The following is a 15,130-nucleotide window of genomic DNA, read 5'->3' as shown; positions in this document are numbered from 1 at the left end:
TCTAACGCCGGCCCCATGGAAAAGGTTGATTCCACGCATGTCTAACGCCCCGCTGGTCCTGGTCGACGGCTCTTCCTACCTGTACCGCGCGTTCCACGCACTGCCGCCGCTGGCCACCTCCAAAGGCTTGCAGACCGGCGCGGTGAAGGGTGTGCTGAACATGCTCAAGAGCCTGCGCAAGCAATACCCGGACAGCCCCTTCGCGGTGGTCTTCGACGCCAAGGGCGGCACCTTCCGCGACCAGATGTTTGCCGAATACAAGGCCAACCGCCCGCCCATGCCCGAGGAGCTACGCGGCCAGGTGGAGCCGCTGCATGCGGCGGTGCGCGCGCTCGGCTACCCGCTGCTGTGCGTCGACGGCGTAGAGGCCGACGACGTGATCGGCACCCTGGCGCGGCGTTGCGCGGCCGCCGGTCGCGACGTGGTGATCTCCACCGGCGACAAGGACATGGCTCAGCTGGTGTGCCCGCACGTCACCCTGGTCAACACCATGACCGGCAGCGTCTACGACATCGATGGGGTGAAGGCCAAGTTCGGCGTCGGCCCCGAGCTGATCATCGATTACCTGGCGCTGATGGGCGACAAGGTCGACAACATCCCCGGCGTGCCCGGCGTCGGCGAGAAGACCGCGGTGGGCCTGCTGGTCGGCGTCGGCGGCGGCCTCGAGGAGCTCTACGCCAATCTCGACAAGGTGCCCGAGCTGCCGATCCGCGGGGCCAAGACGCTGCCGGCCAAGCTGGAGGAGCACCGCGAGATGGCGTTCCTCTCCTACCGACTGGCGACCATCAAGACCGATGTCGAGCTGGACGTGCAGACCGATGACCTGCACCCGGGCGAGGCGGATCGCGAAGCCCTGCTCGCGCTCTATGCCGAGCTGGAATTCAAGGGCTGGACGGACGAGCTGCTGCGCGAGAAGGCCCGCAGCGTGGAGACCCCGCCGGTGGCCGGCGGCCTGTTCGACGAGGGCCCTCTCAGCGAGGCGCCGGCCGCGGCGGCCTGCTACGAGACGGTGATGGAGCAGGCGCAGTTCGATGCCTGGCTGAAGAAGCTGGAGCAGGCCGAGCTGATCGCCTTCGACACCGAGACCACCAGCCTCGATGCCCAGCAGGCCCAGGTGGTCGGCGTGTCCTTCGCGGTGGAGGCCGGCGAGGCCGCCTACGTGCCGCTGGCCCACTCCTACATGGGCGTGCCCGAGCAGCTCGACCGCGAGGCGGTGCTGCGCGCGCTCAAGCCGATCCTCGAGGACCCGAACAAGGCCAAGGTCGGCCAGCACGCCAAGTACGACATGAACGTGCTGGCCAATGCCGCCACGCCGATCCACATGCAGGGCCTGGCCTTCGACACCATGCTCGAGTCCTACGTGCTCGACTCGACGGCGACCCGCCACGACATGGACAGCCTGGCGCTCAAGTACCTGGAGCACAGCACCATCCGCTTCGAAGACATCGCCGGGCGAGGCGCCAAGCAGCTGACCTTCGACCAGATCGCCATCGAGCAGGCCGGCCCCTACGCCGCCGAGGACGCCGACGTCACCCTGCGCCTGCACCAGACGCTATGGGCCAAGCTCTCGGCCACACCGTCGCTGGTCCAGGTGCTCAAGGAGATCGAGATGCCGCTGGTGCCGGTGCTGGTTCGGATCGAGCGCAACGGCGCGCTGGTCGACGCCAAGCTGCTCGGCCAGCAGAGCCTCGAGCTGGGCGAAAAGATGGTGGCGCTGGAGCGCGAGGCCTACGCCATCGCCGAGCAGGAATTCAATCTCGGCTCGCCCAAGCAGCTCGGCGCCATTCTCTATGAAAAGCTCGGCCTGCCGGTGCTGAGCAAGACCGCCACGGGCCAGCCGTCCACCGCCGAGAACGTGCTGGCCGAGTTGGCCGAGCAGGATTACGCGCTGCCCAAGGTGATCATGCAGTACCGCTCGCTGAGCAAGCTGAAGAGCACCTACACCGACAGGCTGCCGGAGCAGATCAACCCGCGCACCGGGCGCATCCACACCAGCTACCACCAGGCCGTCGCAGCGACCGGGCGCCTGTCCTCTACCGACCCGAACCTGCAGAACATCCCGATCCGCACCGCCGAGGGCCGGCGTATCCGCCAGGCCTTCGTCGCGCCGAAGGGCTACAAGCTGATGTCGGCGGACTATTCGCAGATCGAGCTGCGCATCATGGCCCATCTGGCCAAGGATGAAGGCCTGCTGGATGCCTTCCGTCATGACCTCGATGTGCACCGCGCGACCGCCGCCGAGGTATTCGGCGTGGCGCTCGAGGAGGTGACCAACGATCAGCGACGCAGCGCCAAGGCGATCAACTTCGGCCTGATCTACGGCATGAGCGCCTTCGGCCTGGCCAAGCAGATCGGCGTCGACCGCAAGCAGGCCCAGGCCTACATCGACCGCTACTTCGCCCGCTACCCCGGCGTGCTCGCCTACATGGAGCGCACCCGCGAGCAGGCCAGCCAGCAAGGCTTCGTCGAGACCCTGTTCGGCCGCCGTCTGTATCTGCCGGACATCCACGCGAAGAACCCGGCGTTGCGCAAGGGCGCCGAGCGTACCGCGATCAACGCGCCGATGCAGGGCACCGCGGCGGACATCATGAAGCGCGCCATGGTCGCCGTGGACCAGTGGCTGCCGCAGTCGGGCCTGGATGCCAAGGTCATCCTGCAGGTGCACGACGAACTGGTACTGGAAATACGCGAGGATCAGATCGACGCGCTGAGGTCCGGCCTGCTGCCGCTGATGAGTGGCGCGGCGGAACTGGACGTGCCGCTGGTGGTGGAGGCCGGTGTGGGCGACAACTGGGACGAGGCGCATTGAAGCGCTGCGGCATAAGGTCGCAGCGGCTTATGCCTAAAACACCTGAATTTGCGTTTGGTTATGGAAATGCGATTTAAAAAAAACTGAACTAACCGCCAGGAAGGCCGGTCAGAGATCACGAATGGCATGCAAGCCCTTCGATGCTCCTAGCTGTGTTTTAGTGTTGGCAGATCTCTGAACCCCGCCCTAGCGGTTCAGAATTGAACCCCGGACTTCTCCCTCCCCATACGAAGCCCGGGGTTTTTTTTGCCCGCGATTTGCCGCGTGCCGGCGAGGCGTCATCGAAAGCGGGCCATGGCGCGGCGCTTCGGGCTTATCATCTCCAGCGCGAAATCTCCAACTACCTGATCCGTTTCGCCGCCCTCGGGCCGCTTGGGTTCTCGCGCCCGGCCTGGCTCTAGCTGGCGGAATCGCCGCTTTCGTCGTCCTCGCCCAGGCCCAGCCACTGGGCCAGGACCTGCTGCGCTTCCTCCACGCCCTGGCGCTTGGGCGCGGAGAACAGCTGGATGCTGGCGACGTCGTCGCCCCAGTCCTTTTGGATGGCCTGGCGCACCTTGAGCAGGGCGTTCTTCGCCGCGCCGAAGGCCAGCTTGTCGGCCTTGGTCAGCAGGATGTGCAGCGGCATGCCGCTGGCCTTGGACCAGTCCAGCATCATGCAGTCGAATTCGGTCAGCGGATGGCGGATGTCCATCAGCAGGATCAGCCCGCACAGGCTCTCACGGCTGCCGAGGTAGGCCTCCAGATGCTTCTGCCAGTGCTGCTTGAGCGGGATCGGTACCTTGGCGTAGCCGTAGCCCGGCAGGTCGACCAGGCGGCGTTCGTCGTCCAGGCGGAAGAAGTTGAGCAGCTGGGTGCGCCCCGGGGTCTTCGAGGTGCGCGCCAGGCTAGCGTGGGTCAGGGTATTCAGCGCGCTCGACTTGCCGGCGTTGGAGCGACCGGCGAAGGCCACTTCACGGCCCTGGTCCTCTGGACACTGGTCGACCTTGGCGGCGCTGATGAGGAAAGTGGCCTGTTGGCATAGGCCGAGAATCGGGTTCTTCGATGACATGGGAGGTCCGTATGGGCGGGGGCGGAAGCGCGGGCGGCGGCCCGGGAAGCCCCTGGGGCGCGGCATGCTGTCGCTTCCGTTTCAGCGACGCCAGTATATAATGCCGCAGATTTTGTGTGCGCTTTGTCCTTCCGCCGGGAACGAGACAGAACCGCTGCGCGACAGACGCAGGCCGTTCCCTCCTGATGAGGTTGGCTATGAAAAGAGTGCTGATCGTCGGCGCCGTCTTGTTTTGGTTGTCGGGTACCGCGAGTGCGGCCCAGGACGCCGAAGCGGTTTATGCCAAGGCCTGTGCGGCCTGCCACAATGGGCAACTGCCGATGGCCCCCAAGCGGGGCGACAAGGCGGCTTGGGAGCCCAGAATGGCCAAGGGCATGGATGCGATGGTGCAAAGTGTCACCAACGGTTTGAATGCCATGCCACCTCGTGGCCTGTGCATGGATTGCAGCACCGAGGACTACCAGGCCGTCATCGAGTTGATGAGCGAGTAGTCCCGTAGAAAACCTAATTACCTCTAGCCGTTATTGGATTAGCTGATGAACAAAGTACTGGTGAGTCTCCTGTTGAGCCTGGGTGTCTCCGTGGCAGCGCAAGCCGCCGACGCCGGCAAGATCGTCGGCGATGCCGAGGCCGGCAAGGCCAAGACCGCTGTCTGTGGCGCCTGCCACGGTGCCGATGGCAACAGCCCCGCGCCGAACTTCCCCAAGCTGGCCGGCCAGGGTGAGCGCTACCTGCTGAAGCAGCTGCATGACATCAAGGCCGGCACCGCGCCGACCGCCCAGCCGGGCGAGGGCCGCAAGGTGCTGGAGATGACCGGTATGCTGGACCCGTTCAACGAACAGGATCTGGCCGACATCGCCGCCTACTTTTCCAGCCAGCAGGGCAGCGTCGGTGCCGCCGATCCCAAGCTGGTCGAGCGTGGTGAAGCGCTGTTCCGCGGTGGCAAGCTGGAAGAAGGCATGCCCGCCTGCACCGGCTGCCACTCCCCGAATGGCGCCGGCCTGGCCGCCGCGGGCTTCCCGAAACTGGGTGGCCAGCATGCACAGTACGTGGCCAAGCAGCTGACCGACTTCCGCGAAGGCAACCGCACCAACGACGGTGACGCGATGATCATGCGTGCCATCGCGGCCAAGCTGAGCAACAAGGACATCGAAGCCGTGTCCAGCTATATCCAGGGCCTGCACTGAGAACCCGCTTGCGATCTGCGGCCGCTTTCGCCTGGCCTTTCTCCAGCTCGCAAGAGCGTAAACGGATTCTGATCGGGCGCTGACAAGCGGAAACAAAAGGGTGGCCACGGCCACCCTTTTTCATTTGCGCTGCCGCTACAATGCCGGAACCCGCTTAGGCGGCGTCGGTCGAACCGAGCCGCCGCGCTCGCGCGGTCCCCATCGTCAAGGAGTTCTGCATGCGTAACCTGATTCTCAGCGCCGCCTTCGCCGGCCTCAGTCTGCTGGGCCTGGGCGCCCAGGCCGCCGACATCGAAGCCGGTCGTCAGTATGTCGAGCTGAGCAACCCGGTACCGGTCTCGCAGCCGGGCAAGATCGAGGTGGTCGAGCTGTTCTGGTACGGCTGCCCGCACTGCTACCAGTTCGAGCCGACCCTCAACCCCTGGGTCGAGAAGCTGCCGGAAGACGTCAATTTCGTGCGCATCCCCGCCCTGTTCGGCGGCATCTGGGACGTGCATGGCCAGCTGTTCATCACCCTGGAATCCATGGGCGTGGAGCAGCAGGTACACGAGGCGGTGTTCAACGCCATCCACCGCGAGAAGCGCAAGCTGGCCACGCCTGAAGAGATGGCCGAGTTCCTCGCCGGCCAGGGCGTGGACAAGGACAAGTTCCTCAGCACCTTCAACTCCTTCGCCGTGAAGGGCCAGATGGCCAAGGCCAAGAAGCTGGCGGTGGCCTACCAGATCACCGGCGTGCCGGTGCTGATCGTCAACGGCAAGTACCGCTTCGACGTGAGCTCGTCCGGTGGCGAGCAGGAAACCCTACAGGTGGCCGACCACCTGATCCAGCAAGAGCGTTCCGCCAACTGAGTGAACCGCCATGTTGCGCCGCTGGAATTTCGGGCGTTCCGCTAGCCTGCGCCAAACGCAGGTCAACGGCCTTTGCGCGGATTCCGGTGGCGGCTGTGGCGACGGCCGTCTGCGCCTGCTCAGCTTCAACATCCAGGTCGGCATCAGCACCGGCCGCTATCATCACTACCTGACCCGCAGCTGGCAGCACCTGCTGCCGCACCCCGGTCGCGCGGGCAATCTGCAGCGGATCGGCGCCCTGCTCGGCGACTACGACCTGGTCGCGCTGCAGGAGGTGGACGGCGGCAGCCTGCGCTCGGGCTACGTCAATCAGGTGGAGCGCCTGGCCGAGCTGGGCGACTTCCCTTACTGGTACCAGCAGCTCAACCGCAATCTCGGACGCATGGCGCAGCACAGCAACGGTGTGCTCAGCCGGCTGCGCCCGGACCGCCTCGAGGACCATCCGCTGCCCGGCCCGCCCGGTCGCGGGGCGATCCTGCTGCGCTTCGGCGAGGGGCCGGATGCCCTGGTGGTGCTCAATCTGCATCTGGCGCTCGGCGCCCGTACCCGCACGCGCCAGCTGGCCTATGTACGCGAGCTGATCGAGGGTCATCGCCACGTGGTGCTGATGGGCGACATGAACACCCATGCCGTAGAACTGCTGCAGCACTCGCCGCTGCGCGAGCTGGGCCTGGTGGCGCCGCAGATCGAGGCGACCTTCCCCAGCTGGCGGCCGCAGCGCTGTCTCGACCACATTCTGCTCAGCCCCGAACTGGTGCTGGAGCGCGTCGAGGTGCTGAGCCAGCCGATTTCCGATCACCTGCCGGTGGCGGTGGATATCCGCCTGCCGACGGGCAACAACCTGCCTATGCTGTAGTGGCCCTGCCACTGGATCGTCACCATGACCGATGAAGCCCAGCGCTGGAAAGCCAAGTACCTGGAGAGCCTCGAGCAGCAGGAGCGCGAGGAGCAACGCTGGAACGAGCGTCTCGACCTGCTGCGCCGCGGCCTGGTGCGTAGCTCGCTGGCCGCCGAAGGCAGCGACAAGGCGGTGGACCAGTGCATGCAGGAGCTGCGTGAGCTGATCCGCGGCGAGAAGATGGATGCCGGCCTCTCCGCGCTGATTCCGCGCCTGGAGAAGGCGGTGCTGGACTCCGAGCAACGCCGCCAGCAGCGTGTCGAGCAGAACATCGCCGGCCTCACTGGCCTGGCCCAGCAACTGCTGGCCCTGGAGCCGCCGCGGGAGGTGCGCAAGGCGCTCAAACAATTCGCCAAGCGCATCGACGAGCGTGCCGGTCAGCCCCGCGAGTTGCCGGCGCTGCTGGCCGAACTGAGCAGCCTGCAGGGCAAGACCCTGAGCTTGCTGGGCAGCGAGCCGGTGGAGCGCCCCGGCCTGCTGCAGCGCCTGTTCGGCGGCGGCCGCGATGAGGCGCCCGTCGAGGCTCAGGCCGTTCAGCCGCAGGCACAGCCATCACCCTCTCTTGCCATGGATGCCGACGACGACGAGGATCTGCCGACTCCGACTCCGACTCCGACTCCGACTCCGACTCCGACTCCGACTCCGACTCCGACTCCGACTCCGACTCCGACTCCGCAACCATCTCCGGTCGAGCGGCCCGCCGCGGCCGCGCCGGCGGCGGAACCGCTTCAGCCGGCGCCCCGTGCAGCGGCGAGCCCGCTCGAGCCGGCGGCACCGACGCCTGTGCGTGGTGCGGCGCAGCCCTTCGCCTCCAGTCTCGACAGCCTGCCGCTGGACGCCCGCATCATCACCGGCGACGGCAACCCCGACTACGCCCTGCCGGATCGCCCCGAGCCCGGCTACAGCGCCGTGGCACCGCATATCGCCGAGAGCCTGCTGCGTCTGCTCGACGAGCTGGAACTGCCGGAACACCACAAGCCCCTGGGCGAGGCGCTGCGCGAGCGGCTGCAGGGTGGCGGACTGAACTGGTACGAGCTGGTGCCGCTGCTCGACGACCTGGCGGTGCTGGTGCTGGCCGTCACCGACAGCGGCCAACGCGAATTCGCCGGCTACCTGCAGCAGCTCAACGAGCGCCTGGCGGCCTTCCTCGGCACCCTCGCCGAGGCGCACGAAGGCTACAGCGAGTCGGTGGAAAGCTCGCGCAACTTCAATCAGGAGCTGCGCGAACAGGTCAGCGACCTGCAGGCCAGCGTGCAGGAGGCAGCCGACCTGCCCAGCCTGAAGCGGGCCCTGGAGCAGCGCCTGGACGGCCTGCTCGGCACGGTCAGCGACCATCAGCGCCAGCGCGAGGGCCGCGAAGAGGAAGTCGGCAAGCGCCTGCAGGCGCTGTCGCAGAAGGTCGCCGACATGGAGCGCGAGGCCCAGGGGTTTCGCGAGCACATCGAGGAGCAGCGGCAAAAGGCGCTGGTCGACCCGCTCACCGGCCTGGCCAATCGCGCCGGCTGGGCCGAACGCCTGGACCTGGAGCTGGCCCGCTGGCGCCGCTACGGCGGCGAGCTGCTGCTGGCGGTGCTGGACGTCGACCACTTCAAGCGGATCAACGACGGCTACGGCCACCTGGCCGGCGACAAGGTGCTGAAGATCATCGCCGGCGAGCTGGCGCGGCGCCTGCGCAAGACCGATTTCCTCGCCCGTTTCGGCGGCGAGGAGTTCGTCCTGCTGGTGCCCAGCACCCCGCTGGATGGCGGCCAGCAGCTGCTCGAGACCCTGCGCGCGGCGGTCGAGGCCTGTCCGTTTCACTTCCGCGGCGAGCCGGTGACCATCACCCTGTCGGCCGGGCTGACCGCATTCATGGTCGGCGAGAGCGCCGATGCCGCCTTCGCCCGTGCCGACCAGGCGCTGTACCGGGCCAAGGCCGCCGGGCGCAACTGCGTCGAGCTGGGCTAGCGCCCGGCTCAGGCGGCGCTGGGCAGATAGGGCTTCCAGGCTTCCGGAATGTGCTCCAGGCGCGGATAGCCCATGGCGTCCAGTTGCAGGTGCGGCAGCAGGAAGGGCGTATGCCGCAGCTGCGGCGGTACGCTGCGCAGCTCAGGCAGCCACAGGCTGACGTAGGTGGCTTCGGGGTCGTAGTGGCGGGCCTGACGCAGGGCGTTGGCCAGCGGCCGACGACGCGGATCGCTGGCGACACCGGCGAGGTAGGCCCAGTTGCCCCAGGTGCTCGCCGGGTCGTAATCCAGCAGATGCTCCTCGAACCAGGCGGCGCCGTGGCGCCAGTCCTGTCGCAGGTCGCCGACCAGGTAGGTGGCGACGATCTGGCGACCGCGGGCGGACAGATAGCCGGTGGCCGCGAGCTCGCGCATGTTGGCGTCCACCAGTGGCATGCCGGTGCGGCCCTGGCACCAGCGCTCGAAGCGCTCGTCCAGGTGCGTCGGCGCGCGTGCCGTGGCCTTCAGCCCGGCACTGCGGAACAGGGCGTCGCCGTGGCGCGCCAGGGTGCGGCGGAAGAAGTCGCGCCACAGCAGCTGTTGCCAGAGCGCGCGGGTCGAATCGTTCTGTCCGTACTGCGACTCATGGCGACGCAGTTCGGCCGTCACCCTGCGCGCCGACAGGCTGCCGTTGGCCAGCCAGGGCGAGAGCTTGGACGAGTATTCGCTGCCGACCATGCCGTCGCGGGTCTCCAGGTACTGGCGCACGCCCTGGCTCAGCCACAGGTAGTCGCGCAGCCGCGCCTGCCCGGCCGGCTCGCCGCCGGCGAAGGGGAAGGCGCTGTTGGGCTCGGCGAGCGGCTCGCCCAGGCCGAGCTGGGACAGGCTGGGCAGCGCGCCGCCGTAACCGCCGGCCTCGTCCGGCAGCGCCGGCAGGCGCGCCGCCGCAGGCCGTGGCTGGAACACCGGCGGGCGTTGTTCGACCGCCTCGCGGAAGCGGCTGAACACCTGTGGCAGCTCGCTGGGCGGGCAGGGCAACTCGCCGTCGCCCAGCAGATGGTCGGCGGGCAGCCGCTGCAGCGGCGCGCGGCGGCCCAGCGCATGCGCCACCGCATCGAGCCGGGCGCGCTCGTCGGGCACGATCTCGTCCAGCGTCAGCACGGCGTCCAGGTCGAGCTCCTCGACCAGGCGCGGAATCCACTCTTCGACCCGGCCCTGTACCACCCGCAGGCCGGAGCCGCGCTGGCGCAGCTCGCCGTCGAGGGCGACCAGGCTTTCCAGCAGGAAACGCGCGCGATGCACGCCGAGGCGGCGGCTGCCCAGGGGGCCGGGGAGCAACAAGGCGGGATCGAGGACGTACAGCGGCAGCAGACGGTCGGCGGCCATGGCGGCCTGCAGGGCCGGGTGGTCGTCGAGGCGCAGATCCTGCTTGAACCAGAGCAGCACACGGCGCATGGCGGGTTTCCTCGGGAGCGGTGCATTGACGATAGGCCGCCGTGGGCGCAGCGGGCCGCCGTTCGTCCCCCGGCTTCGCCTGTGCGGCGGCGCACGCCGCGCGCGCTGTGACGGGACTCTCGTTTTGCCGGCGTCGTGTCGGCCGGTAGACTGTGCCGATCTGCAAGGAGTACACATGGATATCTTCGCCGTCGCCGTCCTGGTCTTTCTGGTCACCGATCCCTTCGGCAACATCGCCATCTACCTGGCCGCGCTGAAGAACGTCGCGCCCGAACGGCGCATGCGTGTGGCCCTGCGCGAGCTGCTGCTGGCCCTGGCGCTGCTGATGCTGTTCCTCACCTTCGGCGACAAGATCCTCAGCGGCCTGGGCCTGTCGCGCGAATCCACCGCCATCGCCGGCGGCATCATCCTCTTCGTCATCGCCATGCGCCTGATCTTCCCGCGTCCGGAAGGCGTCTTGGGCGACTTGCCCGACGGCGAGCCGCTGCTGGTGCCGCTGGCCACCCCGGCGGTGGCCGGGCCGTCGGCCCTGGCCATCCTGCTGACCCTGCGCAGCACCTATGACGGTCCGATCTGGGAACTGTACCTGGCCGTCGGCCTGGCCTGGCTGGCCACCGCCAGCATCCTGCTGCAGGCCTCGTGGCTGCAGAAATTCCTCGGCCCGCGCGGTCTCACCGCCGTGGAGCGGCTGACCGGCATGTTGCTGATCATGCTCAGCGTCGACATGCTGCTTGACAACCTGCAGAGCATCCTGCACATCACCCCCTGAGCCGAACGGTGCCCGCCTCGCCCATGAGATTCGCCTTCCTCGCCCTCACCGCCCTGCTCCTCGCCGGCTGCGCCGGTGGCCTGAGCATCGACGACAGCCTGCGCTCGCAGGGCCAGAGCAGCCGCGTGCAGTACATCGTCCTGCACTACACCTCGACCGACCTTGCGCGCTCGCTGGCCCTGCTGACCCATGGCGAGGTCAGCGCCCACTACCTGATCGGCGACGGCTCGGCCAAGGTCTACCGCCTGGTCGACGAGGACCGCCGCGCCTGGCACGCCGGGGTCAGCGAGTGGCAGGGCCGCACCTGGCTCAACGCCAGCAGCATCGGCATCGAGCTGGTCAACCAGGGCTACTACGACGGACCCACCGGGCGTTACTGGCAGCCCTACGGCGAGGCACAGATCCAGGCTCTGATCGCCTTGCTCAAGGACCTGGTCCAGCGCCACGACCTGCCGATCGACAGCATCATCGGTCACAGCGACGTCGCGCCGCAGCGCAAGGTCGACCCGGGCCCGCTGTTCCCCTGGAAGCGCCTGGCCGACGCCGGCCTGATCCGCTGGCCGGATGCCGCCGCCGTGGCCCGCGAGCAGGCGCGCTTCGCCGCCGTGCCGGCGGATGTCTTCTGGTTCCAGCAGCAGTTGCAGCAACTCGGCTACACGGTGCCGCATACCGGCGTGCTGGATCAGGCGACCCGCAACGTGCTGATCGCCTTCCAGATGAAGTACCGCCCGGCCCGTTACGACGGCGAGCCGGATGCCGAGAGCGCGGCCATCCTCCAGGTGCTCAACGGGCGCTGAGGTGGCCGTCCGTCGACCCGCTCGGGCATTTCGCTGCGCACCGAGCGATGCGCGGCGCCGGCGCCTGCCGCTGGGCTATACCTGAAGGGTCCCGTCCGGAGCCCTCCCCATGTCGCTCAGCCTGCGCCGCCTGATTTTCCGTCCCTGGCCGGCGGCGCTATTGGCCGGTTGCCTCGCGCTGCTGCTGTTCACTGCCGCCGGTCTGTGGCTGGCCAATCAGCAGGCCCAGCGGGCCGAGGCCGAGCGCCTGCAGGCGCAGGGTCAGCGCTTCCTGCAGCGCATCGAGCAGATCTTCGGCCAGCTCGGCGCCGCTCTCGACGAGCTGGAGCAGCAGCCGTTGCGCGGTTGCGACATCGCCATGGTGGAGACCCTGCGCCGCGTGGTGTTCCAGCACCGCTTCGTCTACGAGGCGGCCTTTATCGGCGGCGGTCAGCGCTGCTCGTCGTCGCCGCGGCGTAGCTCATTCGGCCCGGAGCGGCCGGCGGACCTGGAGGGCGAACGCCAGCGCTACTGGCTGAACACCACGACCCAGCCGGATGACGACCTGGCCGCGCTGGTGGTCGGCCGCGGACATTTTCGCCTGTCCACGTCTCGCGGCCACCTGGCCGACATGGTCGAGCTGCCACCCGGCGGCAGCCTGATGATCGTGCCCGGCGGCGGCTCGGCCGCGCTGCCCATCCTCGGCCAGGCTCAGGCATGGCCGCCGGCCGAGGGTTGGCCGCAAAAGCAGGCGCTGCTGCTGACGCCGGACCAGTTGATCTACCGCATGCCGACCAACAGCCCGGACTTCGAGCTGGTGCTGTTCGCCGACCGCAGCCTGCTGCAGCAGCGCCTGCGCCAGGGCATGGCGGGCTGGCTGCCGGTGGCCGTGCTGCTGGCGCTGCTGGTCGGCGGCACCACTTATCACCTGGTCAGCTATCGCCAGTCGCTCGGTGGCTCGCTGGCCTCGGCGCTGCGCCGGCGCGCGCTGCGAGTGCGCTACCAGCCGATCTTCGACCTGGAGAGTCGCCGCTGCGTCGGCGCCGAGGCGCTGGTGCGCTGGCGCCGCGCCGACGGCAAGCTGCTCGGCCCCGACCATTTCATTCCCATGGCCGAGAGCAGCGGGCAGATCCGCGAGATCACCGACTACATGCTGGAACAGACCCTCGCCCAGCTCGGCGAGCTGCTGCGCCAGCGCCCGGGCCTGTATGTGTCGATCAACCTGGCTGCCTGCGACGTGGCCGAGCCGCGCATCGGCGCCCTGGCCTCGCGCCTGCTGCTGCAGTACCGGGTCAGCGCCGCGCAGATCGCCTTCGAGGTCACCGAGTCGGGGCTGGCCGACATCCAGGCCGCCAAGGGCGTGCTGGCGCAGCTGCGCGCCAGTGGCCACCGGGTGCTGATCGACGACTTCGGCACCGGCTACTCCAGCCTCTCCTACCTGCAGGAGCTGCCGGCCGACGTGCTGAAGATCGATAAATCCTTCGTCGATGCCCTGGGCCACGACGCCGCCAGCAGCGGCGTGGCGCCGCACATCATCCAGATGGCCAACGCGCTGCAGCTGAAGGTGGTGGCGGAGGGCATCGAGCACGAGGCCCAGGCGCTGTTCCTCGCGTCCCAGGGCGCACACTGCGGCCAGGGCTGGCTGTTCGCCAAGCCGCTTACCGCCCGGCAGTTCCGCAAGCTGCTGGAGCTGCAGGCGGCCTAGGCGTCCTGGCAGCCGATCAGCCGCGAGTCGGCCAGGGCCGCGGTGCGATGCACGGTGGCGGCGCGGTATTCGGGGTCGGCGAGCATGCCGAGGAAGGCCTCCGGCGAGGGATAGCGCACCAGCAGCACTTCGTCCCAGGTCTCGCCCTCTGGCGCGATGAGTGCGGCGCGCGCCGGGGTCAGCAGGCGCACCTCGCCGCCCACGCCACGTACCTTGGCCAGGGCCTTGCGGCTGTAGCGGGCATAGGCCTCGCGGCCGCTGCAGGCTGCGTGCGGACTGGCGTCCGGATAGGCGGCCGCGGCGTTGTAGCGCAGCAGGTTGAGCATGAGGATGGGTTGGCCCGCGGGCATGTCGGCGGCGAAGGCGGCCAGTTGCGCCGGGCTGGGGTTGAGGCTGGGCATGGGCGATCTCCGTGAGGGTAGGCGGCCAGCCTGTTCGCTACGGCCGCCCCCTTCAACCGCCATCAGCCGGCCTGATGGCGGCCCATCAGGGTTTGAAGCTGCGGGCGTCCTTGGCCCAGGTATCCAGCGCCGGCTTGAGGTCGTCGAGCGTCAGCTGGCTGCTGTCGTTCTCCAGCTGCAGGCCGTGGCCCTTGCGCACCACCCGCACCATTGGCTGGTTGTTCTCGGCGTTCACCGCCTCCAGCTCGACGTAGATGTTGGTGTCGCGGTCGCGGGTACCCGCCGCGGTGCTGGCGGCCGCGGCGACCAGGGCGATGGGGATCACCTCGTAGACCTTGAGGCCCTCGGCGGAACTGTCAACGCCGGTGATCGCGCTGCGCAGCACCAGGCTGTCGCGGGTCGGCGTGTCGACCACCTGCATGCGTTGCGACAGTTCGCGCTCGATGGCCTGCTTCAGGTAGTCGGTGATCTGCTCCAGCGTCGCCTGGCTGACCTGGTCGCTGGGCTTGGGCGCCGGGTAGAACACCGGCTTTTCGACGTAGACCGAGACGTAGTCGGTCGCCTTGTAGTCCGGGGAGACCCAGCGCAGCACCGGCGCGCCACTCGCCGAGCTGGCCGGCTTGAGCTCCGAATAGTCGGCGAGGAAGCCGGAGTACTGCGAGGGCTGGGTGGTCTGGCTGGCGCAGCCGGTGAGTAGCAGGCCGGCGAGCAGGCCCAGGCAAAGCGGGGAGGCGCGGGACATGGTGGACGCTCCTGTTCCAGGGAGAATGCCACCAGCCTAGATGTCGCTTCGCTATCCCGCCAGGCCGTGTGCTAGCCGCCTGTAAGCTCGCCCAGCAGGCGCTCCAGCAGGGCCAGATCGTAGGGTTTGACGACGGCCTCGCTGGCCGCGTCGGGATGGCTCGCGCGCACCTCGTCGAGCAGTTCGCGTTCGCCATAGCCACTGGCGAACAGTACCGGCAGGTTGGGTCGCAACTGGCGGGCGGCGCGTACCAGCTGGCGGCCGTCCATGCCCGGCAGGCCGACGTCGGTCATCAGCAGATCGAAGTGCTCGTCTCCGCGCAGCGCCTCCAGCGCGCCGGGCGCCTCCTCGAAGGGCAGCACCTGGTAGCCGAACTCCTCGAGGACTTCGAGGGTGAGCAGACGTACGACCTGATCGTCTTCGACCAGCAGGATCTTCTTGGGGGTGGCGGTCATCGGTTCCTCTGTCGTGGTAATCGGGGCGGCGAAACGCGCAAATGTTTGGCAAACTTCGGGGCGCGCGCGCGGTCAGTGCGCCATACGCGCCCGGATCAGAAGCAGCGAGTCA

General features: G+C 68.3%; 14 protein-coding genes. 9 read left to right on the top strand and 5 right to left on the bottom strand.

What is annotated here, in order from left to right; translation table 11 throughout:
* Positions 1 to 37: 37 nt before the first annotated feature.
* Entirely contained in the window at positions 38 to 2,809 is a 2,772-nt protein-coding gene (gene polA, locus NF616_RS05770) for a DNA polymerase I (protein WP_252272190.1), read from the top strand.
* Between the two features lie 397 nt (positions 2,810 to 3,206).
* On the opposite strand, the gene yihA is transcribed toward polA, so the two are convergent.
* Positions 3,207 to 3,857: a ribosome biogenesis GTP-binding protein YihA/YsxC gene (yihA, locus tag NF616_RS05765; protein WP_252272188.1), complete on the bottom strand. Its 651-nt coding sequence runs from the start codon at positions 3,855 to 3,857 to the stop codon at positions 3,207 to 3,209.
* Between the two features lie 197 nt (positions 3,858 to 4,054).
* On the opposite strand from yihA, the gene NF616_RS05760 reads away from it, so the two are divergent.
* From NF616_RS05760 to NF616_RS05740, 5 genes are all read left to right on the top strand, one after another.
* Positions 4,055 to 4,348: a c-type cytochrome gene (locus NF616_RS05760; protein WP_252272187.1), complete on the top strand. Its 294-nt coding sequence runs from the start codon at positions 4,055 to 4,057 to the stop codon at positions 4,346 to 4,348.
* Between the two features lie 45 nt (positions 4,349 to 4,393).
* Positions 4,394 to 5,044, top strand: a complete 651-nt coding sequence (locus NF616_RS05755) for a c-type cytochrome (protein WP_252272186.1) — start codon at positions 4,394 to 4,396, stop codon at positions 5,042 to 5,044.
* Positions 5,045 to 5,262: 218 nt separating this feature from the next.
* Entirely contained in the window at positions 5,263 to 5,892 is a 630-nt protein-coding gene (locus NF616_RS05750) for a thiol:disulfide interchange protein DsbA/DsbL (protein WP_252272184.1), read from the top strand.
* A 10-nt stretch (positions 5,893 to 5,902) separates the two neighbouring features.
* Positions 5,903 to 6,748 (top strand): endonuclease/exonuclease/phosphatase family protein, encoded by an 846-nt coding sequence (locus tag NF616_RS05745; RefSeq protein WP_252272183.1) that lies wholly within the window; start codon positions 5,903 to 5,905, stop codon positions 6,746 to 6,748.
* Between the two features lie 24 nt (positions 6,749 to 6,772).
* Positions 6,773 to 8,737: a GGDEF domain-containing protein gene (locus NF616_RS05740; RefSeq protein ID WP_252272181.1), complete on the top strand. Its 1,965-nt coding sequence runs from the start codon at positions 6,773 to 6,775 to the stop codon at positions 8,735 to 8,737.
* A gap of 8 nt (positions 8,738 to 8,745) precedes the next feature.
* Here NF616_RS05740 and NF616_RS05735 read toward each other — a convergent pair whose 3' ends face one another.
* The gene (locus NF616_RS05735; protein ID WP_252272179.1) at positions 8,746 to 10,170 is read right to left on the bottom strand and encodes a DASH family cryptochrome; all 1,425 of its coding nucleotides are present in this window, start codon (positions 10,168 to 10,170) and stop codon (positions 8,746 to 8,748) included.
* A 175-nt stretch (positions 10,171 to 10,345) separates the two neighbouring features.
* On the opposite strand from NF616_RS05735, the gene NF616_RS05730 reads away from it, so the two are divergent.
* The 3 genes from NF616_RS05730 to NF616_RS05720 all read left to right on the top strand — a co-directional run bounded on the left by NF616_RS05730 (position 10,346) and on the right by NF616_RS05720 (position 13,420).
* Positions 10,346 to 10,939, top strand: a complete 594-nt coding sequence (locus NF616_RS05730; protein WP_252272177.1) for a MarC family protein — start codon at positions 10,346 to 10,348, stop codon at positions 10,937 to 10,939.
* A gap of 23 nt (positions 10,940 to 10,962) precedes the next feature.
* Entirely contained in the window at positions 10,963 to 11,736 is a 774-nt protein-coding gene (locus NF616_RS05725; protein ID WP_252272176.1) for an N-acetylmuramoyl-L-alanine amidase, read from the top strand.
* Between the two features lie 109 nt (positions 11,737 to 11,845).
* On the top strand, positions 11,846 to 13,420 hold the full coding sequence (locus NF616_RS05720) for an EAL domain-containing protein (RefSeq protein WP_252272174.1): 1,575 nt from the start codon (positions 11,846 to 11,848) through the stop codon (positions 13,418 to 13,420).
* Here the strand turns inward: NF616_RS05720 and NF616_RS05715 are convergent.
* The 3 genes from NF616_RS05715 to NF616_RS05705 all read right to left on the bottom strand — a co-directional run bounded on the left by NF616_RS05715 (position 13,417) and on the right by NF616_RS05705 (position 15,018).
* On the bottom strand, positions 13,417 to 13,821 hold the full coding sequence (locus tag NF616_RS05715; protein WP_252272172.1) for a DUF1330 domain-containing protein: 405 nt from the start codon (positions 13,819 to 13,821) through the stop codon (positions 13,417 to 13,419). The two genes, NF616_RS05720 and NF616_RS05715, sit on opposite strands and share 4 nt — an antisense overlap.
* Positions 13,822 to 13,906: 85 nt before the next feature.
* A complete protein-coding gene (locus NF616_RS05710; protein WP_252272171.1) occupies positions 13,907 to 14,563 on the bottom strand; it encodes a DUF3313 domain-containing protein in 657 nt (218 codons plus the stop codon).
* Positions 14,564 to 14,634: 71 nt separating this feature from the next.
* Positions 14,635 to 15,018 carry a response regulator gene (locus tag NF616_RS05705; RefSeq protein ID WP_252272169.1) on the bottom strand — a complete coding sequence of 128 codons (384 nt, stop codon included), beginning with the start codon at positions 15,016 to 15,018 and terminating at the stop codon, positions 14,635 to 14,637.
* Positions 15,019 to 15,130: the final 112 nt, after the last annotated feature.

This window comes from Pseudomonas subflava, from assembly GCF_023823685.1.
GTDB lineage: Bacteria > Pseudomonadota > Gammaproteobacteria > Pseudomonadales > Pseudomonadaceae > Aquipseudomonas > Aquipseudomonas subflava.
Note: the sequence above shows the minus strand (reverse complement) of the source record. Positions and strands in the feature narration are given on the sequence as shown.